This is a genomic window from Nocardioidaceae bacterium, from assembly GCA_018672315.1.
Classification (GTDB): Bacteria; Actinomycetota; Actinomycetes; order Propionibacteriales; family Nocardioidaceae; genus TYQ2.
Genome location: CP076053.1, coordinates 3,288,059 through 3,306,821 on the forward strand (window position 1 = coordinate 3,288,059; position 18,763 = coordinate 3,306,821).

The following is an 18,763-nucleotide window of genomic DNA, read 5'->3' on the forward strand; positions in this document are numbered from 1 at the left end:
TGATCCGGCGCCGTTCTCCAGCACGACCGGCGCCCGTCCCCGACCGTGAGGCTCCCCAGGCGTGGCGACGCTCGACACCGGTGTCAGCACCGGCACCACCAGCCCCGACGCGCCCGTGCGCGCGCGCTGGCAGGACGTCGTCGCGGCGTACGTCGGCCTCACCAAGCCGCGGGTCATCGAGCTGCTGCTGCTGACCACGGTCCCGGTCATGTTCTTCGCCCAGCGCGGCGTCCCGGCGCTGGGGCTCGTGGTCGCCACGGTGGTCGGCGGCACGCTGTCAGCAGGCTCTGCGAACGCGCTGAACTGCGTCTACGACCGCGACATCGACGAGCAGATGCGGCGTACGCGCCGGCGCGCCCTTCCCCGGCACGTGGTGACGCCACGGTCGGCGCTCGTCTTCGGCGTCGCGCTGGGGGTGCTGGCGACCGCGCTGCTGTGGTTCCTGGTGAATCCCCTGTCCGCTGTGCTGGCACTGGCCGCCGAGCTGTTCTACCTCTTCGGCTACACGATGGTGCTCAAGCGACGCACGACGCAGAACATCGTCTGGGGCGGTCTCGCGGGCTGCTTCCCGGCGCTGATCGGCTGGACCGCGGTGACGAACGAGCTGGCCTGGGCCCCGGTCGTGCTGTTCGCGGTCGTCTTCTTCTGGACACCGCCGCACACGTGGGCGCTGGCGATGCGCTACCGCGAGGACTACGCCCAGGTCGACGTGCCGATGCTGCCCGTCGTCGCCGACGCCCGCACCGTGGGGCAGCGGATCGTGGCGTACTCCTGGGTGATGGTCGGCGTCTCGCTGCTGCTGTGGCCGGTGGCCGACACCGGCTGGTTCTACCCGTCGGCCGCGGTGGTGCTGGGTGCTGCGTTCCTCGTGGAGGCGCACCTGCTGCTGCGCCGGGCGAGGCACTCGGACGAGCTGAGCGTCGTCAAGCCGATGCGGCTGTTCCACTGGTCCAACATGTATCTCTCACTGCTCTTCGTCGCGGTGGCGCTGGAGCCCCTCATCTCGCGCTGACCCCATGGGCGTGCAACCTGGCACGCGACCCGGCACGCGACCCGGCATGTAACCCCATGTTGTGGCGGCTTCGCGCGTCGCCGGGAGCATGCGGAGCAGCCACATCACCGTCGAAGACTCGCGACTCGGTCTCCCTGACGGGGTGAGCGATCGAGTGAGTGACGTCGTCCGCGCCGGCCCGACGGTGATCGACGCTGTCGCGCGACTCAAACGACTCCGACGGTGTTGTGGTCGCTCCGCGCGGCGCCGGGGCCGCGCGGAGCGGCGACAACATGGGGTTACATGCGCGGTGGGGCGATCGGAGGGTCGTACGCGGCGAGCTCGTCCGGGGTCGCGGGCTGCCACAGGGTGGCCCAGGCCGCCTGCTCCGCAGCTGTCGGCTCGGCGACCGCCCGGCCGGCGGCCGCTGCCGAGGCCGCGCGGGCTGTGACCCGGCGTACGCGCTCCTCGAGCGGCACGTCGAGACAGTGCAGCTCCACCGCGACCCCGAGCTCGCGGGCACCGCGGCGGTAGCGCTCACGCTCCAGGCGGGACCAGGCCCCGAAGTCGAGCACCACGCTCACCCGACGGCCCAACAGGTCGCGTCCGTGCCGCCACAGCTGCCGCTCCGTCCGTCGCCGCAGGGGCGCGTCGAGCAGGTCCAGGCCCTGTGCCGACAGCCACGCGTCGGTCTGCAGGTGCACCGCGTCGTGGCGTACGGCGAGGGCGGCGGCCCTCGTCGTCTTGCCCGCACCCGGCATGCCCGCGACGACGAAGAGACGCGTCACGGCTCAGCGGACCGTGGCGGCTGCCTGGACCCGCTCCGTCGCCGGCTCGTCGGGCCGCACCTCGCGGGCGACGAGCAGGAGCCGCGTGGCGTACACGGCGACCAGCGCGGCGCCGAGCAGGTGCAGCTCGACGAGCACGATCGGGAGGTCGCGGAAGTACTGCACGAAGCCGACGACGCCCTGTGCCAGCTCCACGGCCAGTAGCGCGAGCGCGGCCGCCCGCACCGGGCCGCGGGAGACGAGCACGCACGCCACGGTCAGCCCGACCAGGAGGAACACCAGGTCGGCGTGCACCTGGGAGAGCTGCAGCGGGTCGAGCCCGTTGCGCGCCACGTCCGCATCGCCCGCGTGGGGACCGGACCCGGTCACCACGGTGCCGACGACCAGCACCGCCCATGCCGCTGCGTACGTCGCGAGCGCCAGTCGTGGCATCGCCCCGGGCCGCTCGTCGGGCACCGGGTGGTCCAGACGCCACAGCATCAGCGTCGCGAGACTCACCATGGCGAGCGAGACGACGAGGTGCACGCCGACGGTCCAGGGGTTCAGGCCGGTGAGCACGGTGATCCCACCGATGGCCGCCTGCAGGGGGATGCCGACGGCGAGCACGACGGCGAGCCGTCGCAGGTCGGGTCGCGAGGAGCGCCACACCACCACGAGGGTCGCGATCGCCACCGCGGTCAGCACGAAGGTCAGCAGCCGGTTGCCGAACTCGATCGCGGAGTGGATCTGCAGCTCCCCGGTCGGCACGAAGGAGTCCTCAGTGCAGCGCGGCCACGTCGGGCACCCGAGGCCCGAACCGGTCAGGCGCACGGCCCCGCCGGTCAGGATGATCCCGATGTTCGCGAGCAGCGTCGCCCAGGCGACGTGGGGCAGCCAGCGGTCGACGGGTCGTCCGGTGTGCCGCTTGCGCAGGGGGTCCCGGCCGGCCGGCCGGCCGGCGGGCGCACGAGGGGCGGAGCTGGTCACGACGTCACTCCCAGGAGAAGGTGCGGGCGGTCAGGGCGGTGCCGGCGGCGGCCCATGCCGCCAGGACGAGGAGCGAGCCCCCGGCGAAGGCGCCGTCGATGAAGGCCGTACGCATCGCGTCCCCGAGCGCCCCGGAGGGCAGCAGCGCGACGACACCACCGAGGGCTCCGTACTCCTCGGTCGGCAGCACGACCCCGCCGCCGACCATCAGGAGCAGGAAGACGAGGTTGGCCAGGGCGAGCGTCGCCTCGGCACGCAGCGCCCCGGCGACGAGCAGGCCGAGGGAGGCGAACGCCGCCGTCCCGAGCACCAGGGCGGCGACCGCGGCGGGCAGGTCGGGCGAGGGACGCCATCCCAGGCCCAGGCCGACGGCGCTGATCACGACGACCTGCACGACCTGCACGCTCAGCAACGCGACGACCTTGCCCAGGAGCAGGCCGGTGCGGGGCAGGGGAGAGGTGCCGAGGCGCTTGAGCACGCCGTACCGCCGCTCGAAGCCCGTGGCGATCGCCAGCGAGGCGAAGGACGTCGACATGACGGCGAGCGCCAGCACCCCGGGGGTGAGCACGTCGACCGCGGGCTCGGCCAGGTCGATCCCGACGCGCGCAGCCCCCAGCACGCCCGCGACGAGGGCCAGCACCGGGATCACCAGGGCCAGCACCAGCTGCTCGCCGTTGCGCAGCAGCAGCCGTGTCTCCATGAGGCCCTGGGCACGCACCTGGGCTGCGTACGACGACCCGCCCGGCGACGGGGTGAACGTGCCGCTCACACGACCACCCCCGGGTCGGCCGCGGGCTGGGCCGGAGGCGTGGCCGCGACCCTCGTGAGGTCGAGGAAGACGTCCTCCAGCGTGCGCCTGCCCAGGGTGAGCTGGTCGGCGCCGACGCCGTGCTCGCGGCACCACGCGACGACGGCGCCGAGGTGGTCCAGGTCCACGTCGCCCGCGACGAGCAGCGTGGTGGCGTCGGTGGCGGTCACGGTCGCGGCTGCGGCGCGTACGGACAGGTGCGCGGCCAGCTGCTCGGCCGCGGAGGCGGGCAGCGGCTCGGAGGCGACCAGGCGGATGGTGCCGGTGGAGGCGGTCAGGGTGGCCGGGGAGCCGGACGCCACCAAGCGGCCCCGGTCCAGGATGTGCACCGTGTCGGCCAGGCGTTCGGCCTCGTCGAGGTAGTGCGTGGTCAGCACGACCGTCGCACCGTCGGCGCGCACCTCCTCCAGGAGCTCCCAGGTGGTGCGTCGCGCCCCGGGGTCCATGCCGGCGGTGGGCTCGTCGACGAAGAGCAGCTCGGGCCGTCCGACCAGGGCCATGGCCAGCGAGAGCCGCTGCTGCTGACCCCCCGAGAGCCGGCGGTACGGCGTGCTGCCGCAGTCGGTGAGCCCCAGCCTGTCGACGAGCAGGGCGGTGGGCACCGGGTCCGCGTGCAGACGGGCGAGGTGCTCGAGCATCTCCACGGCGCGCACGCCCGACCAGGCCCCACCGGACTGCAGCATCACGCCGATGCGCGGCATCAGGGCGGCCCGGTCCGCGACGGGGTCGAGACCGAGCACACGCACGGTGCCGGCGTCGGGACGGCGGTAGCCCTCGCAGGTCTCGAGCAGGGTCGTCTTGCCGGCGCCGTTGCGGCCCAGCAGGGCGGTGATCGAGCCGCGCTCGACGTGCAGCCCGAGGTCGTCGAGTGCCGTCTTGTCGCCGTAGGTCATCCGGAGTCCCTCGACGGCCACGGCGGACGCGTCGGGGGGCGGCATGCTGCCAGTGTAGGAATGCTGCGCACGCGCCACGACAGGCAGGCGACAGGCAAGCGACAGGCAAGCGACAGGCAAGGGCACCCTTCCTTGAACGCCCCACCCGAATTACGTCACAGTGGTGTTGTGCAAATGACCGAGCGTGAGCAGCCGACCCGTGAGCGGGTCGTCTCTGCCCTACTCGAGCACGGTCCGGCGACGGCCGCCTCCCTCGCGGAGCGGCTGGATCTCACCCCGGCGGCGGTCAGGCGTCACCTGGAGCTGCTGGTGGACGACGGCACCCTCACGACCCGGGACGCCGCCGTGCGGGGCACCCGGGGCCGCGGTCGGCCGGCGCGCGAGTTCCTCCTCACGCCGTCGGGCCGCGACGCGCTGAAGCCCGGGTACGACGACCTCGCCGCCCAGGCGCTGCGATTCCTCGCAGACACCCAGGGTGAGGAGGCGGTGACGGCGTTCGCGCGACAGCGAGCTGCTGCCATCGAGACCTCGTACGCGCGGATCAGCGACGAGACCGACATGGCACCGACCGAGGCGATGGCCCGGGCTCTCTCCGAGCACGGGTACGCCGCCTCGGTCCAGCAGGGCCCGGCCGGTCAGCAGCTGTGTCAGCAGCACTGCCCGGTCGCCCACGTGGCGGGGGAGTTCCCCCAGCTCTGCGAGGCGGAGACCGAGGTGATCGGGCGGGTGCTCGACCGCCACGTGCTGCGGCTCGCCACCATCGCGCACGGCGACGCCGTGTGCACCACCTGCATCCCGGACGGCAGGACTACGCAGCGCACCTGAGGCGTTGCACCGGACGTACGCACCGGTTCAGCAGCCGGATCAGCAGCACCGGACAGCAGCACAGAAGCATCCTTCAGCACCATTCAGCAACGGGACGGAGAAGCACCGCGATGACGACCATCGACGAGCGCAACCCAGGACTCGAGGGCATCGGGCGGTACGAGTTCGGCTGGCACGACTCCGACACCGCCGGCGAGTCCGCCAAGCGGGGTCTGACCGAGGAGGTCGTGCGCGACATCTCGGAGAAGAAGTCCGAGCCGCAGTGGATGCTCGACATGCGTCTGAAGGGCCTCAAGCTCTTCGGCCGCAAGCCGATGCCGCGCTGGGGCGCCGAGCTCGACGACATCGACTTCGACAACATCAAGTACTTCGTGCGGTCCTCGGAGAAGCAGGCCCAGACCTGGGACGACCTGCCCGAGGAGATCAAGAACACCTACGACAAGCTCGGCATCCCCGAGGCGGAGAAGCAGCGCCTGGTCGCCGGTGTCGCCGCACAGTACGAGTCCGAGGTGGTCTACCACTCGATCAACGAGGAACTCGAGAAGCAGGGCGTGCTCTTCCTCGACACCGACACCGCGCTCAAGGAGCACCCCGAGCTGTTCCAGGAGTACTTCGGCACCGTCATCCCGACCGGTGACAACAAGTTCTCCGCGCTCAACACCTCGGTGTGGTCCGGCGGCTCGTTCATCTACGTCCCCAAGGGCGTGCACGTCGAGATCCCGCTGCAGGCCTACTTCCGCATCAACACCGAGAACATGGGCCAGTTCGAGCGCACGCTGATCATCGTCGACGAGGACGCCTACGTGCACTACGTCGAGGGCTGCACGGCGCCGATCTACTCCAGCGACTCGCTGCACTCAGCCGTCGTCGAGATCGTCGTGAAGAAAGGCGGCCGCTGCCGCTACACGACCATCCAGAACTGGTCGAACAACGTGTACAACCTCGTCACCAAGCGCGCCACCTGCGAGGCCGGCGCGACCATGGAGTGGGTCGACGGCAACATCGGCTCCAAGGTGACCATGAAGTACCCGGCCATCTACCTGATGGGCGAGCACGCCAAGGGCGAGACGCTCTCTATCGCCTTCGCGGGCGAGGGCCAGCACCAGGACGCCGGCGCGAAGATGGTGCACGCCGCGCCGCACACCTCGAGCTCGATCCTGAGCAAGTCGGTGGCCCGCGGCGGCGGTCGCACCTCCTACCGCGGCCTCATCCAGGTCGACGAGGGCGCGTACGGCTCCAAGTCCAACGTGCTCTGCGACGCCCTGCTCGTCGACCAGATCAGCCGGTCCGACACCTACCCCTACGTCGACATCCGCGAGGACGACGTCTCGATGGGTCACGAGGCCACGGTCTCGAAGGTCTCCGAGGACCAGCTCTTCTACCTGATGAGCCGCGGCATGGAGGAGGACGAGGCCATGGCGATGATCGTGCGCGGCTTCGTCGAGCCCATCGCCAAGGAGCTCCCGATGGAGTACGCCCTCGAGCTCAACCGCCTGATCGAGCTGCAGATGGAGGGCGGGGTCGGGTAGCGCCTGCGCGGCGGGCGGTGCCGACCCGACTGCCGGGCGTGCACGTGGCCCCGGCCGTCCTGCGGACAGCCACCCCCGTCGCTGCGGCGGCGCGTCGAGCGCATGGCGTACGCCGTGCTCACGCGCCGCCGGCGCTCGCCGCGGCCAAGCCGCTTGACGCTCCTCGGGGCGGCCGTCCTCCGGCCGTCCACGACCACGCACACGGTGGGGCCATCGGGTCACCACAAGAACAAGGACATCGATAGCGAAGTGACTGTGACAGACGAGACTGCTGTGTCGAGCGCGATCGAGACCGCACCGCGCGGCAAGGTCAGCTCCCACCTGCACCCCGAGGGATCCTTCGACCTGGCCGACCACCCGGTGCCGACCGGCCGTGAGGAGATCTGGCGCTTCACACCGCTCAAGCGCCTCAAGGGCCTCCACGACGACGCGTCGCTGGCGGGCAGCCTGGAGGTCGAGGTGTCGGCCGCGGATGGCGTGAGCGTCGACCAGGTGGGCGCCGACCACGCGGCCCGCGGTTCCTCGGGCCTGGTGCCCCGCGACCGGGTCTCGGCCCGCGCTTGGGACGCCGCCGACGGCGCCATCGTCGTCACGGTGCCCACGGAGCAGGTCGTCGAGGCCGCCACCACGCTCACCTTCAAGGGTGCGGGCGTCGAGGACGGCACGGCCGGTCACGTGGTCATCCGGGCGGAGAAGTTCTCCCGGGCGACGGTCGCTCTCGTGTTCGAGGGCAGTGCCACCGCCGCCGACAACGTCGAGATCGTCGTCGAGGACGGCGCGGAGCTGACCGTGGTCTCGCTGCAGGACTGGGCCGACGACGCGGTGCACCACTCGACGCAGTTCGCCAGGGTCGGGCGCGACGCCCGGCTGCGCCACGTCTCGGTCTCCTTCGGGGGTGACGTGGTGCGCCACGACACGACCGCGGAGTACGCCGGCCCCGGCGGTGAGGTCGAGATGCTCGGCCTCTACTTCGCCGACGAGGGTCAGCACATCGAGCACCGGCTCTTCGTCGACCACAACGAGCCGCGTACGCGTTCCAACGTCTCCTACAAGGGAGCCCTGCAGGGTCAGGGCGCGCACTCGGTGTGGATCGGCAACGTGCTGATCCGCAAGGAGGCCACCGGCATCGAGACCTACGAGGAGAACCGCAACCTCGTGCTCACCGACGGCTGCCAGGCCGACTCGGTGCCGAACCTGGAGATCGAGACGGGTGAGATCGAGGGAGCGGGGCACGCCTCGGCGACCGGCCGCTTCGACGACAACCAGCTGTTCTACCTGCGCAGCCGCGGCATCGACGAGGTCGAGGCCCGTCGGCTGGTCGTGCACGGCTTCTTCAACGAGCTCGTGCGACGCATCGGCGTGCCCGAGCTGGAGAGCCGGCTCTCCTCCGCCGTCGAGGCGGAGCTCGCGAAGGAGGTCGGCGCCGTGAGCACCTCGGCGCCGACGACCGCGGTGCCGGCCGAGGCGCCGCGTCCGGTCGAGCACGACGGAGGTGCGTCCTGATGGCGTACGCGGAGGTCTGCCGGCTCGAGGACCTGGCCGACAACAAGCCGCACCAGCTCACCGTCGACGGGTTCGACCTGGCCGTCGTGAAGGTCGACGACGCGGTGTACGCCGTGGACGACCTCTGCACGCACGCCGCGGTGTCCCTGTCCGAGGGCGACGTCGAGAACTGCCGCATCGAGTGCTGGATGCACGGCTCGATGTTCGACCTGCGCACCGGCGAGCCGAGCGGCCCGCCCGCCACCGAGCCGGTCGCGACGTACGCCACCAAGATCGAGGACGGCCTCGTGCTCGTCGACATCGACCAGCAGACCAACGACGCCTGACCGGCGTCCACCCGATTCGAACGAAGGACACGACATGTCAACTCTGGAGATCCGCAACCTGCACGTCAGCGTCGACACCGAGGACGGTCCCAAGGAGATCCTCAAGGGCGTCGACCTCGTGATCGACGACGGCGAGGTGCACGCGATCATGGGGCCCAACGGCTCGGGCAAGTCGACGCTCGCGTACTCGATCGCCGGACACCCGAAGTACCAGGTCACCTCCGGCGAGGTGCTCCTCGACGGCGAGGACGTGCTGGCCATGGAGGTCGACGAGCGTGCCCGGGCGGGCCTCTTCCTCGCGATGCAGTACCCGGTCGAGGTGCCCGGTGTGTCCGTGGCGAACTTCCTGCGTACGGCGAAGACCGCCATCGACGGCGAGGCCCCCAAGCTGCGCACGTGGGTCAAGGACGTCAACTCCGCGCTGGAGCAGGTCGACCTGGACAAGTCCTTCAGCCAGCGCTCGGTCAACGAGGGCTTCTCCGGCGGTGAGAAGAAGCGTCACGAGATCGCCCAGCTGGAGCTGCTGGACCCGAAGGTCGCCGTGCTGGACGAGACCGACTCGGGTCTCGACATCGACGCGCTGCGCGTCGTGTCCGACGGCGTCAACCGGTTCGCCGCGAACGGTGACAAGGGCGTCCTGCTGATCACGCACTACACGCGCATCCTGCGCTACATCAAGCCCGACAAGGTGCACGTCTTCGTCGACGGCCGCGTCGCCGAGCAGGGCGGTCCCGAGCTGGCCGACCAGCTCGAGGCCGAGGGCTACGACCGCTTCGTGAAGGCGGGGGCCCAGGCCTGATGAGCACCGGACAGGTGACGGAGACGCCGCGCGTGGCGCAGGTCGGGCAGCTGCTGCCCGACCTGGAGGTCGTGCGCGCGGACTTCCCGATCCTGTCCCGCACCGTCGGCGACGGCCAGCCGCTGGTGTACCTGGACTCCGCGAACACCTCGCAGAAGCCGCAGGTCGTCATCGACACGATGGTCGACCACCTCGAGCACCACAACGCCAACGTCGCGCGCGCGATGCACACCCTGGGGGCCGAGTCCTCCGAGGCGTTCGAGGTCGCCCGCGACGTCGTGGCCTCGTTCATCGGGGCGACGGCGCGCGAGGAGGTCGTCTTCACCAAGAACGCCTCCGAGGCGCTGAACCTGCTGGCCCAGACCCTGGCCTGGGCACCGGGCGACCTGCGCGTCGGGCCGGGCGACGAGGTGCTGGTCACCGAGATGGAGCACCACTCCAACATCGTGCCGTGGCAGCTCTTGTGCGAGCGGACGGGCGCGACGCTGCGGTGGATCGGCCTCACCGACGAGGGTCGCCTCGACCTGGAGCACCTCGACGACCTGCTGACCGAGCGCACGAAGGTGCTCAGCCTGACGTGGGTCTCCAACATGCTCGGCACCGTCAATCCTGTCGCCGGGCTCGCCGCGAAGGCCAAGGCCCTCGGTGCGCTCGTCGTCGTCGACGGCTCCCAGGCCGTGCCGCAGATGCCGGTCGACGTCGGTGCCCTCGGGGCGGACTTCCTGGCCTTCACCGGGCACAAGTGTGTCGGCCCCACCGGCATCGGCGTGCTGTGGGGACGCTCCGAGGTCTTCTCCCAGCTGCCCCCGTTCATGGGGGGCGGCGAGATGATCGAGACGGTCACCATGGAGCGGTCGACGTACGCGGGGTTGCCCCACCGTTTCGAGGCGGGCACCCCACCCATCGTCGAGGCGGTGGGCCTGGGTGCTGCCCTGACCTACCTGCGGGACCTCGGGATGGACGCGGTGCACGCCCACGAGCGCGCCGTCACCGCGCAGCTGCTCGAGGGCCTGCAGACGGTGCCGGGCGTCCGTGTGCTGGGCCCGACCGACATGACCGACCGCGGGGGCGCGGTGAGCTTCGAGCTCGCCGGCGTGCACCCGCACGACGTCGCCCAGGTGCTCGACAGCCGGGGTGTGGCGGTGCGGGCCGGTCACCACTGCGCGAAGCCCGCCCACGCGCGGCTGGGGGTGCAGAGCTCGACACGCGCCTCGGGCTACCTGTACACGACGCCCTCCGAGGTGGAGGCTCTGATCGACGGTCTCGGTGCGTGCCTCGACTACTTCGGACGGAGGTGAGCGCGGTGAGCCAGCTCGACTCGCTGTACCAGGACATCATCCTGGACCACTACAAGAATCCCGTCGGCGCGGGTCTGCGCGAGCCGTACGCCGTCGAGGTGCACCACGTGAACCCGACCTGCGGCGACGAGATCACCCTGCGCCTCACCCTGGAGGGCGACGGCGACGACCGGCGCGTCGCCGACGTCTCCTACGACGCCGAGGGCTGCTCGATCAGCCAGGCGGGCGCCTCGGTCGCCCACGAGCAGCTGGTCGGTCGTCCCGTGCCCGCAGCACTGGAATCGCTGGCGGGGTTCAAGGCGTTGATGCAGTCCAAGGGCAGGCCCGAGACCGAGCCCGACGAGGACCTGCTTGGCGACGGCGTCGCCTTCGTGGGCGTCGCGAAGTTCCCCGGCCGCGTGAAGTGCGCCCTGCTGGCCTGGATGGCCTTCGAGGACGCGTTGCACCAGAGCAACCAGACCTGACAATCGACGAGGAGGCCCCCATGGCCGAGCCGATCAAGCACGACACGACCGCTGCTGCCACGCAGCCCGACCACTCCGACCTGCAGCAGGTCACGGACGCGGCGAACTCCCCGCAGCCCGTCGCCGGCACCGCGGTCACGGTCGAGGACGTCACCGAGGCGATGAAGGACGTCGTCGACCCCGAGCTGGGCATCAACGTCGTCGACCTCGGCCTCGTCTACGGGGTGCACGTCGAGCCTGACCAGTCCGCGGTCATCGACATGACGCTGACCTCGGCGGCGTGCCCGCTGACCGACGTCATCATGGACCAGACCGACCAGGCCCTGGAGGGCCTCGTCAACGGTGTCCACATCAACTGGGTCTGGATGCCGCCGTGGGGCCCGGACAAGATCACCGACGACGGCCGGGAGCAGCTGCGCGCCCTGGGCTTCAACGTCTGATCAGTCCGTGACCGACCCGGCGGCGCGCGTGGTCCGCGTGGCCGCCGACCGCGTCGCGCGATGGTGCGACAACTTCGTCGCCGCCCACGGGGGGACGGTGTGGGCGGTCGACGACGGCTGCGTGACGCTGCAGGCCGCTGACGGCTCCTGGGCGCACCTGCAGGCGCCGTTCGGTCGCGAGGTCCCACCGGAAGCCGCGATGAGTGCCGGCACCGCCGTCCAGGCACTGGCCGCGGCGTGCGAGCCGCCGCCCGACTGGGGGGTGCTGCTGGTGCGGAGGGGCGGGTTCGCCGTGGTGCGCCTGAGCGGGCGCGAGCCCCGCGGACGCAAGGTCGGGCAGCGGCACGTCCAGGGGCGCACCAAGGCCGGAGGTCAGTCGCAGCAGCGGTTCGCGAGGCGGCGGGCCAACCAGGCGATCGCGGCGTACGAGGCGGCAGCCGGTCACGCGGCGAGGATCCTCGCGCCGTCGGATGCTCCCGCGGTGCCGCTCGTCGTCGTCGGCGGGGACCGCGCCGGGATCGAGGCCGTGCTCGCCGATCCGCGGCTCCGTACGCTCGGCGAGGCCGTCGTCAGGGATCTCCTCGACGTGCCGGACCCGACGGGGAAGGTGCTGGACGCGGCCGTGGAGTCCGCGTGCGCCGTGCGTGTCACCGTCCGCAACGCCTGATCCCTCGCTCCGCCGGCTCTACGATCGACCCGTGTGGTCACCCGACCCGACCTGGGAGCGGCTCGCAGCCGTCGGTGACGGCTCCCGCGTCTGGCGCCGCGAGGTGCCCGACCGCGGGCCGTGGGTGGGCAAGCGTCTGGTGTCGCCGCTCGCGCGACACCCGGCAGGCGCCGAGCTCGACGAGGCCGACCTCGCGCCGCTGGACCCCGGACACGTCCTGTGGTGGCGGCGTGAGGCGGACGTGGTGCAGGCGCGGTGGGCCGAGGGGCTGCCCGGCCTGCGTGGTCCCGGGGGCGGCCTCGTCGAGGAGGACGACGACGGCGTCACGCTCTGGTGGCCGTGGGTGGAACGACCACCAGCCGACGAGGTCGCCGTCGCCCACGCCCTCGGCACGCTCACGGCGGCGCGCATCCCGACGGACGCGTGGGTGTGCGACGACCTGGTCGGGGACCGGTGGCGCGGCGTGGAGGCCACCGGCGGGTGGACCACGCTGGCGGAGACCCCCGCCTCGGAGGTCGCCCGGGCGGTGTGGGGCCGACGGACCGAGTGGCGTGGGCGCCTCGCCGCACTGCCGCGCGTGGTCACCCACGGGGACGTGACGCCCGGCAACCTGCTCGGTCGCGCGGGAGCCGCGCACAGCCTGAGCCCGGGCGCAGCCACCGTGGTCGCCTGCGACTGGTCGGCGGCCGGGACGGGCCCGGTCGGTCTCGACCTCGGCTTCTTCGCCCTCCACACGAGGTCGAGACTCCTGCCGCTGGCCGACGCGTACGTCACCGCCGCCGAGGCGGCGGGCGTGAGGGTGCAGCCCGACGACGTGCTGCTCGGGGCGCGGGTCCACATGGCCTTCACCGTGCTGACCAGGCTCGACCGCGTGCTCGAGAGGGTGCGTGGGGGAGAGGGCGGGTGGTCGGCGAAGCTGCGCCATCCCGCCGTGGCTCCGTCGGTGCGCGCTCTGCAGCGGGCGTACGCCGACATCGAGCCGATGCTCACCTGAGCCTCACCCTCGAGTGGAGGTCGAGGCATCGATGTCGTCGTCGAGCGCCCCGCGGGCGACCAGTGCCTCGGCCATGGCGTCGGACCGTCGCAGCGCGCGGACGATCAGAGGGACCGCGAAGGCCGTGGGACTCAACCCGAGACCGCGGGCCAGCTGCGCCTCCCGCACCTGCTGGGCCAGCGAGACGACCAGGGGCACCGCTCGGATCCCCAGCGCGAGCGAGAGGCCGACACGGTCGGGATCGACACCGAACCGCCGCAACGGACCGACGGCGACGACCAGCGCGTCCACCATCGCCGTGGTGCGCGTCGTCAAGGTCACCAGTCCGGCGAGCAGCACGAGGGTGAGCAGCGTCAGCACGATCTCCGCCGCCCGGCCGGCACCGACCGACAACGTCTGGAAGACCCCGAGCGCCACGAGGATCGGCAGCAGCGGTCGGCACTGCTTCCAGGCCGACCGCATCGGGAGTCCGGCCCCGGCGTACGCCGCGAGGACCAGCCCCAGCGCGACCGTGACGGACACCCACCCGGGCAGGGCCACGACGAGGCCGCCCACCGCCACGAGCGCGGTGAGCTTGAGCCCGGGGCGTGCGCGGTGCAGGACCGAGCCGCCCGGCTGGTAGACCCCGAGCTGGCTCACGGAGCGCCGTCGACGGACATCAGCTCGCGGTAGCTCGCGATCGCGGCGGCGGGGGCGTCGTCCTCGACGACGCGTCCCTCGTGCACCACCAGCACCCTGTCGAAGTCCGCGAGCAGGTCCAGCTGGTGTGTCACGAGCACGACCTGCTGCTCGAGACCGGCGACCACGCGGCTGACCTCGGCGGCGTTGCGCAGGTCGAGCAGCGTCGTCGGCTCGTCCATGACCAGCAGGTCGGGCTCGGTCACGAGCACGCTGGCGAGAGCCAGCAGCTGCTTCTGCCCGCCGGAGAGCAGGTGGGCGGGATGGTCGCGGTGCTCGGTGAGCCCGAAGCGCTCGAGGTAGTGGCGTACCCGTTCCTCGACCTGCTCCTTCGGGAGGCGCCTGCGCAGTCCGAAGGCGAGGTCCTCGGCGACGGTCGGCATCACGATCTGGCTGTCGGGGTCGGTGAAGCAGAACCCCACGCGCCGTCTCACGGCCTTCGTCCTGCGTCGCGTGTCGAGCCCGTCCAGCCGCACGTGGCCGTCCGCCGGGAGGACGAGCCCGTTCAGAAGCCGCGCCAACGTCGACTTGCCCGACCCGTTGGCACCGATCACACCGATGCGCGCCTCGTCGCCGCGCCATGCCACCTCGCGCAGCACCTGTCGCCGCGACGGACCGTCGCCGAAGTGGTGGGAGACGTCGTCGAGCTCGATGAGCACCGGTCAGACGCCTGCCGGATCCTTCGGGGTGCGCGCCGCTCTCGCGGGGATCAGACCCGGGTACGCCGCGTGGACCCCCTTCGCGACCAGCGCGGCGATCACGGCCTTGGCGACGTCGCCGGGCACGAAGACCGCCGACCCGGTGGTGGCCTCGAGCAGCGTGACGTCGCCGACGAGGGCGAGCCCGACGATGCCGAAGGCGTAGATCACGACGATGCCGCCGAGGAGGTTTGCGACGATGCCGCGCGGCACGGAGTACGGCGTGCCGATCCGCTCGGTGAGCCAGCCGACGGCGTACGCGGCGAAGGGCCAGCCGATGACGAAGCCACCGGTGGGACCGACGAAGACGCCGAGACCCGCCGCGCCCGAGGAGAGCAGAGGGAGTCCGACGGCCACCAGCACCACGAAGAGCAGCAGTGCCAGGAAGCCCCGACGCGCACCCAGGATCGCCCCCACGAGCATCACGCCGAGCGACTGCGCGGTGATGGGCACGCCGATCGGCATGCTGATCGCGGGCACCGCACCGAGAGCGGCCACGATGCCGGCGAACACCGGCACGAGCGTCAGCTCACGGGCGCGGTCGATGGTCGCGGTGTCCGCGCTCCTGTCGTCGTGCGTCTGTTCGCTCACGGCCGTCAGTAGACCGCAGACGCTCGGTTACCGGACAGTCCGGCGCGTGTCGCCTTGCTCACGCGGGCCTCGCTCGGTTCGGCTCACCCACCGCGGAGTCCTAGACTCGAGGGCTGGCCCCCGGCCCCGGCACACGGGGCGTGCAGAGGGCCCGTGCAGAGGGCCCGTCCGGCCCCACCGACCTCGACCGTGCAGGAGCAGCAGCGTGATCACCGCGAGCAAGGTCGAGGTGCGCGCGGGAGCCCGACTCCTCATGGAGGACGTCTCGTTCCGCGTCGGCAAGGGCGACAAGGTCGGCCTCGTCGGCCGCAACGGCGCCGGCAAGACGACGCTGACCAAGATCCTCGCCGGCGACGAGCTCCCGGCCGCGGGGCAGGTCAGCTCCACCGGTCCCGTCGGCTACCTGCCGCAGGACCCGCGGACGGGGGACCCCGAGGTGCTCGCCCGTGACCGGATCCTCTCGGCACGCGGCCTCGACGCCGCGGTGGGACGCATGCGTCAGGCGGAGGAGCAGATGGGCTCCGACGACCCGGGCGTACGCGAGAAGGCGATGCGTCGCTACGCCCGCGCCGAGGAGGAGATGCAGGCCCAGGGCGGGTACGCCGCGGAGTCCGAGGCCGCCACGATCGCGGCGAGCCTGGGCATCGAGAACCGCATCCTCGACCAACCGCTCAAGACGCTCTCGGGTGGTCAGCGGCGCCGGGTCGAGCTGGCCCGCATCCTGTTCTCCGACGCCGAGGTGCTGATCCTCGACGAGCCGACCAACCATCTGGACGCCGACTCCATCATCTGGCTGCGCGACTACCTCAAGGCGCACACCGGTGGGTTCATCGTGATCTCCCACGACAACAACCTGCTCGAGCAGACCGTCAACAAGGTGCTGCACCTCGACGCGAACCGCCAGGTCATCGACGTCTACAACATGGGCTGGAAGCGCTACCTGACCCAGCGCGAGACCGACGAGGTGCGGCGTCGTCGCGAGCGCGTCAACGCCGAGTCGAAGGCCAAGCAGCTCACCGACCAGGCCAACAAGATGCGCGCGAAGGCCACCAAGGCCCAGGCCGCGCAGTCGATGCTCAAGCGGGCCGAGAAGATGATGAGCGGCGTCGAGGCCGAGCGCCAGAGCGACAAGGTCGCCCGCATCGCCTTCCCGGCCCCGGCCCCGTGCGGCAAGACCCCGCTGATGGCGTCCGGCCTGTCACGTCACTACGGGTCGCTGGAGGTCTTCACCGGCGTCGACCTCGCGATCGACAAGGGCTCCCGGGTGGTGATCCTGGGACTCAACGGTGCGGGCAAGACCACGATGCTGCGCATCCTCGCCGGTGTCGACACCCCGGACTCCGGGCAGCTCGAGCCCGGGCACGGCCTCAAGCTCGGCTACTACGCGCAGGAGCACGAGACGCTCGACACGAGCCGTACGGTGCTGGAGAACATGCAGTCCGCCGCCCCGCAGCTCACCGACACCGACGCCCGCTCGGTGCTCGGCTCGTTCCTCTTCTCCGGCGACGACGCGCACAAGCCCGCGTCGGTGCTCTCGGGTGGCGAGAAGACCCGGCTGGCCCTGGCCTCGCTGGTGGTCTCCAGCGCCAACGTGCTGCTGCTGGACGAGCCGACCAACAACCTGGACCCGGCCAGCCGCGAGGAGGTGCTCGCCGCGATCCGCTCGTACGAGGGCGCGATCGTGCTCGTCACGCACGACGAGGGCGCCGTCACGGCGCTGGAGCCCGATCGGGTGCTGATCCTCCCCGACGGCACCGAGGACCTCTGGAACGACGACTACGCCGAGCTGGTCTCGCTGGCCTGACCACCCACCCGGTCCCGGGCCGTGATCACCTCGACGCCGTCGTCGGTGACGAGCACGGTGTGCTCGCTGTGCGCGGTCAGACAGCCTGTCGCGCTGCGCAGGGTCCAGCCGTCGTCGTCGACGACGAGCTCGTCGGTGTCGGCCATCACCCACGGCTCGAGCGCGAGCATGAGACCGGGGCGCAACCGGTAGCCCCGGCCGGGTCGGCCGAGGTTCGGCACGTGGGGGTCCTGGTGCATCGTCGAGCCGATGCCGTGGCCCCCGAAGTCGGTGTTGACCTGGTAGCCGGCGTCGGTGAGGACGGTGCCGATCGCGTGGGAGACGTCGCCGAGACGCGCGCCGGGGCCCGTGGCGGCGATGGCGGCATCCAGCGCCCGCTCGGTCACCTCGATGAGCGCGAGGCTCTCGGCCGGACGGGAGTCGCCCACCACGAAGCTGAGTGCCGAGTCCGCCGCGACCCCGTCGAGCAGCACCGCCAGGTCCAGGCTCAGGAGGTCGCCGTCGCGGAGCTCGTGGTCGTGGGGGAGTCCGTGGAGCACCGCGTCGTTCACACCCGTGCAGATGTAGTGGCCGAACGGGCCGCGACCGAAGGACGGCGCGTAGTCGACGTAGCAGGACTCCGCGCCCGCGTCGAGGATCATCGTCCGCGTCCAGGCGTCGATCTCCAGCAGGTTCGTGCCCGGCGCGACCCGGTGGCGGAGCGTCTGCAGGATCTCGCCGACGAGCGCCCCGCTGGCGCGGGCACGCGTGGCCTGGGCCGGGCTCAGGATCTCGATCACCCGGCGAGGTTACCGCCGCGTACGCTCGCCGCCATGAGCGAGATGCCGGAGTCCGCGATGGCGGCACTGTCCGAGGACGAGTCCCTCCCCAGCACGGGCTTCCCCGACGAGGAGCACTGGCTGCAGGTGGGGCTGCGGGCCCGCGTCGACGGAGCGGTCGCGCACTTCACGCTGGAGCGTCCCGCCTCGCGCAACTCGCAGACGCCGGGCACCTGGTACGCCCTGGCGGAGGCCGCTGCCGCGCTGCCCGAGGAGGTGCGTGTCGTGGTCGTCCGCGGTCACGGTGGTCACTTCTCGGCCGGTCTCGACAAGGGCGCGCTGGAGGGCAAGCAGCTGCCGGGGGAGACCGAGTCGACCCTGGACCTGATGAAGCTCACCGACGCCCAGATGTCGGAGAAGATCGGGGAGTACCAGCAGGGCTTCCTGTGGGCCCGTCGTCCCGAACTCGTCACCGTCGCCGTGGTCGAGGGCTGGGCGATCGGCGCCGGCTTCCAGCTCGCGCTCGCCTGCGACCTGCGGGTCTGTGCCGAGGACGCGAAGTTCTCGATGCGGGAGTCCGCGCTCGGGCTCGTGCCGGACCTCACGGGCACCAAGCCCCTGGTCGAGCTCGTCGGCTACGGCCGGGCGCTGGAGATCTGCGCGACCGCTCGTACGGTGGCGGCGCAGGAGGCCCAGGCCCTCGGCATCGCGAACGTGGTCGTGCCCGGCGACCAGGTCGACGGCGCCGTCGAGGATCTCGTGGGTGCCCTGACCAGCCCGATGCACGGTGCCGTGCGCGGCACCAAGCAGATCCTCCTCGAGGCCTCGGGCAACAGCCTGGAGGAGCAGGCACGGCTCGAGCGCGAGGTGCAGGTGGGAAGGTTCCGCGAGCTCGCGGCGTTGTTCGGACTCTGAGGTCGGCGGCGCCGTCCTCTGGTCCAGG

General features: G+C 71.7%; 21 protein-coding genes. 13 read left to right on the forward strand and 8 right to left on the reverse strand.

From position 1 onward, the window contains the following. Positions 1-61: 61 nt before the first annotated feature. A complete protein-coding gene (locus KLP28_15770) occupies positions 62-1,012 on the forward strand; it encodes a heme o synthase (protein ID QWC84979.1) in 951 nt (316 codons plus the stop codon). Between the two features lie 278 nt (positions 1,013-1,290). Here the strand turns inward: KLP28_15770 and KLP28_15775 are convergent, their stop codons facing one another. The 4 genes from KLP28_15775 to KLP28_15790 form a co-directional block, all read right to left on the reverse strand. Continuing rightward, positions 1,291-1,779: an ATP-binding protein gene (locus KLP28_15775; GenBank protein QWC84980.1), complete on the reverse strand. Its 489-nt coding sequence runs from the start codon at positions 1,777-1,779 to the stop codon at positions 1,291-1,293. A gap of 3 nt (positions 1,780-1,782) precedes the next feature. Then, positions 1,783-2,652, reverse strand: a complete 870-nt coding sequence (locus tag KLP28_15780; protein ID QWC87030.1) for a COX15/CtaA family protein — start codon at positions 2,650-2,652, stop codon at positions 1,783-1,785. Between the two features lie 97 nt (positions 2,653-2,749). Beyond that, positions 2,750-3,445: an ABC transporter permease gene (locus KLP28_15785; protein QWC87031.1), complete on the reverse strand. Its 696-nt coding sequence runs from the start codon at positions 3,443-3,445 to the stop codon at positions 2,750-2,752. A 65-nt stretch (positions 3,446-3,510) separates the two neighbouring features. Beyond that, the gene (locus KLP28_15790) at positions 3,511-4,446 is read right to left on the reverse strand and encodes an ABC transporter ATP-binding protein (protein QWC87032.1); all 936 of its coding nucleotides are present in this window, start codon (positions 4,444-4,446) and stop codon (positions 3,511-3,513) included. 174 nt (positions 4,447-4,620) lie between these two features. Here KLP28_15790 and KLP28_15795 point away from each other — a divergent pair, with 174 nt between their 5' ends. The 10 genes from KLP28_15795 to KLP28_15840 all read left to right on the forward strand — a co-directional run bounded on the left by KLP28_15795 (position 4,621) and on the right by KLP28_15840 (position 13,291). Then, on the forward strand, positions 4,621-5,271 hold the full coding sequence (locus tag KLP28_15795; protein QWC84981.1) for an ArsR family transcriptional regulator: 651 nt from the start codon (positions 4,621-4,623) through the stop codon (positions 5,269-5,271). A 110-nt stretch (positions 5,272-5,381) separates the two neighbouring features. Beyond that, positions 5,382-6,800 (forward strand): Fe-S cluster assembly protein SufB, encoded by a 1,419-nt coding sequence (gene sufB / locus KLP28_15800; protein ID QWC84982.1) that lies wholly within the window; start codon positions 5,382-5,384, stop codon positions 6,798-6,800. Positions 6,801-6,902: 102 nt separating this feature from the next. Beyond that, positions 6,903-8,303, forward strand: a complete 1,401-nt coding sequence (gene sufD / locus KLP28_15805; GenBank protein QWC84983.1) for a Fe-S cluster assembly protein SufD — start codon at positions 6,903-6,905, stop codon at positions 8,301-8,303. Beyond that, complete coding sequence (locus KLP28_15810; GenBank protein QWC84984.1) at positions 8,303-8,629, forward strand: non-heme iron oxygenase ferredoxin subunit; 327 nt, start codon at positions 8,303-8,305, stop codon at positions 8,627-8,629. The genes sufD and KLP28_15810 overlap by 1 nt, the downstream gene beginning before the upstream one ends. A 34-nt stretch (positions 8,630-8,663) precedes the next feature. Next, positions 8,664-9,428: a Fe-S cluster assembly ATPase SufC gene (gene sufC / locus KLP28_15815; GenBank protein ID QWC84985.1), complete on the forward strand. Its 765-nt coding sequence runs from the start codon at positions 8,664-8,666 to the stop codon at positions 9,426-9,428. Beyond that, on the forward strand, positions 9,428-10,726 hold the full coding sequence (locus tag KLP28_15820) for a SufS family cysteine desulfurase (protein QWC84986.1): 1,299 nt from the start codon (positions 9,428-9,430) through the stop codon (positions 10,724-10,726). Before sufC ends, KLP28_15820 begins: the two co-directional genes overlap by 1 nt. Positions 10,727-10,731: 5 nt before the next feature. Continuing rightward, the gene (locus tag KLP28_15825; protein QWC84987.1) at positions 10,732-11,190 is read left to right on the forward strand and encodes an SUF system NifU family Fe-S cluster assembly protein; all 459 of its coding nucleotides are present in this window, start codon (positions 10,732-10,734) and stop codon (positions 11,188-11,190) included. A gap of 20 nt (positions 11,191-11,210) precedes the next feature. Next, the gene (locus KLP28_15830; protein ID QWC84988.1) at positions 11,211-11,630 is read left to right on the forward strand and encodes a metal-sulfur cluster assembly factor; all 420 of its coding nucleotides are present in this window, start codon (positions 11,211-11,213) and stop codon (positions 11,628-11,630) included. A gap of 28 nt (positions 11,631-11,658) precedes the next feature. Further along, positions 11,659-12,297 (forward strand): hypothetical protein, encoded by a 639-nt coding sequence (locus KLP28_15835; protein ID QWC87033.1) that lies wholly within the window; start codon positions 11,659-11,661, stop codon positions 12,295-12,297. A gap of 31 nt (positions 12,298-12,328) precedes the next feature. Then, positions 12,329-13,291, forward strand: coding sequence for a phosphotransferase (locus KLP28_15840; protein ID QWC84989.1), 963 nt, complete (start codon positions 12,329-12,331; stop codon positions 13,289-13,291). A 3-nt stretch (positions 13,292-13,294) separates the two neighbouring features. Here KLP28_15840 and KLP28_15845 read toward each other — a convergent pair whose 3' ends face one another. Genes KLP28_15845 through KLP28_15855 form a run of 3 tightly spaced genes read right to left on the reverse strand, consistent with a single transcriptional unit; the run spans position 13,295 to position 15,132 of the window. After that, a complete protein-coding gene (locus KLP28_15845) occupies positions 13,295-13,930 on the reverse strand; it encodes an energy-coupling factor transporter transmembrane protein EcfT (protein ID QWC84990.1) in 636 nt (211 codons plus the stop codon). Next, positions 13,927-14,628, reverse strand: coding sequence for an energy-coupling factor ABC transporter ATP-binding protein (locus KLP28_15850; GenBank protein QWC84991.1), 702 nt, complete (start codon positions 14,626-14,628; stop codon positions 13,927-13,929). The genes KLP28_15845 and KLP28_15850 overlap by 4 nt, the downstream gene beginning before the upstream one ends. A gap of 3 nt (positions 14,629-14,631) precedes the next feature. After that, positions 14,632-15,132, reverse strand: a complete 501-nt coding sequence (locus KLP28_15855) for a biotin transporter BioY (protein QWC87034.1) — start codon at positions 15,130-15,132, stop codon at positions 14,632-14,634. 331 nt (positions 15,133-15,463) lie between these two features. Between KLP28_15855 and KLP28_15860 the strand changes: the two genes are divergently transcribed. Then, positions 15,464-17,062, forward strand: coding sequence for an ATP-binding cassette domain-containing protein (locus tag KLP28_15860; GenBank protein ID QWC84992.1), 1,599 nt, complete (start codon positions 15,464-15,466; stop codon positions 17,060-17,062). Here KLP28_15860 and map read toward each other — a convergent pair. Then, a complete protein-coding gene (gene map / locus KLP28_15865; protein ID QWC84993.1) occupies positions 17,035-17,841 on the reverse strand; it encodes a type I methionyl aminopeptidase in 807 nt (268 codons plus the stop codon). The two genes, KLP28_15860 and map, sit on opposite strands and share 28 nt — an antisense overlap. A 57-nt stretch (positions 17,842-17,898) precedes the next feature. Between map and KLP28_15870 the strand changes: the two genes are divergently transcribed. Beyond that, on the forward strand, positions 17,899-18,735 hold the full coding sequence (locus tag KLP28_15870) for an enoyl-CoA hydratase/isomerase family protein (protein ID QWC87035.1): 837 nt from the start codon (positions 17,899-17,901) through the stop codon (positions 18,733-18,735). Positions 18,736-18,763 lie beyond the last annotated feature (28 nt).

Bases quoted from the DNA above. Each gene is read 5' to 3' on its own strand.
- KLP28_15785 (QWC87031.1), bottom strand. From the start codon at position 3,445: ATGGAGACACGGCTGCTGCTGCGCAACGGCGAGCAGCTGGTGCTGGCC.
- KLP28_15790 (QWC87032.1), bottom strand. From the start codon at position 4,446: ATGACCTACGGCGACAAGACGGCACTCGACGACCTCGGGCTGCACGTC.
- KLP28_15795 (QWC84981.1), top strand. From the start codon at position 4,621: ATGACCGAGCGTGAGCAGCCGACCCGTGAGCGGGTCGTCTCTGCCCTA.
- sufB (QWC84982.1), top strand. From the start codon at position 5,382: ATGACGACCATCGACGAGCGCAACCCAGGACTCGAGGGCATCGGGCGG.
- sufD (QWC84983.1), top strand. From the start codon at position 6,903: ATGGCGTACGCCGTGCTCACGCGCCGCCGGCGCTCGCCGCGGCCAAGC.
- KLP28_15810 (QWC84984.1), top strand. From the start codon at position 8,303: ATGGCGTACGCGGAGGTCTGCCGGCTCGAGGACCTGGCCGACAACAAG.
- sufC (QWC84985.1), top strand. From the start codon at position 8,664: ATGTCAACTCTGGAGATCCGCAACCTGCACGTCAGCGTCGACACCGAG.
- KLP28_15820 (QWC84986.1), top strand. From the start codon at position 9,428: ATGAGCACCGGACAGGTGACGGAGACGCCGCGCGTGGCGCAGGTCGGG.
- KLP28_15830 (QWC84988.1), top strand. From the start codon at position 11,211: ATGGCCGAGCCGATCAAGCACGACACGACCGCTGCTGCCACGCAGCCC.
- KLP28_15855 (QWC87034.1), bottom strand. From the start codon at position 15,132: ATGCCGATCGGCGTGCCCATCACCGCGCAGTCGCTCGGCGTGATGCTC.
- KLP28_15870 (QWC87035.1), top strand. From the start codon at position 17,899: ATGGCGGCACTGTCCGAGGACGAGTCCCTCCCCAGCACGGGCTTCCCC.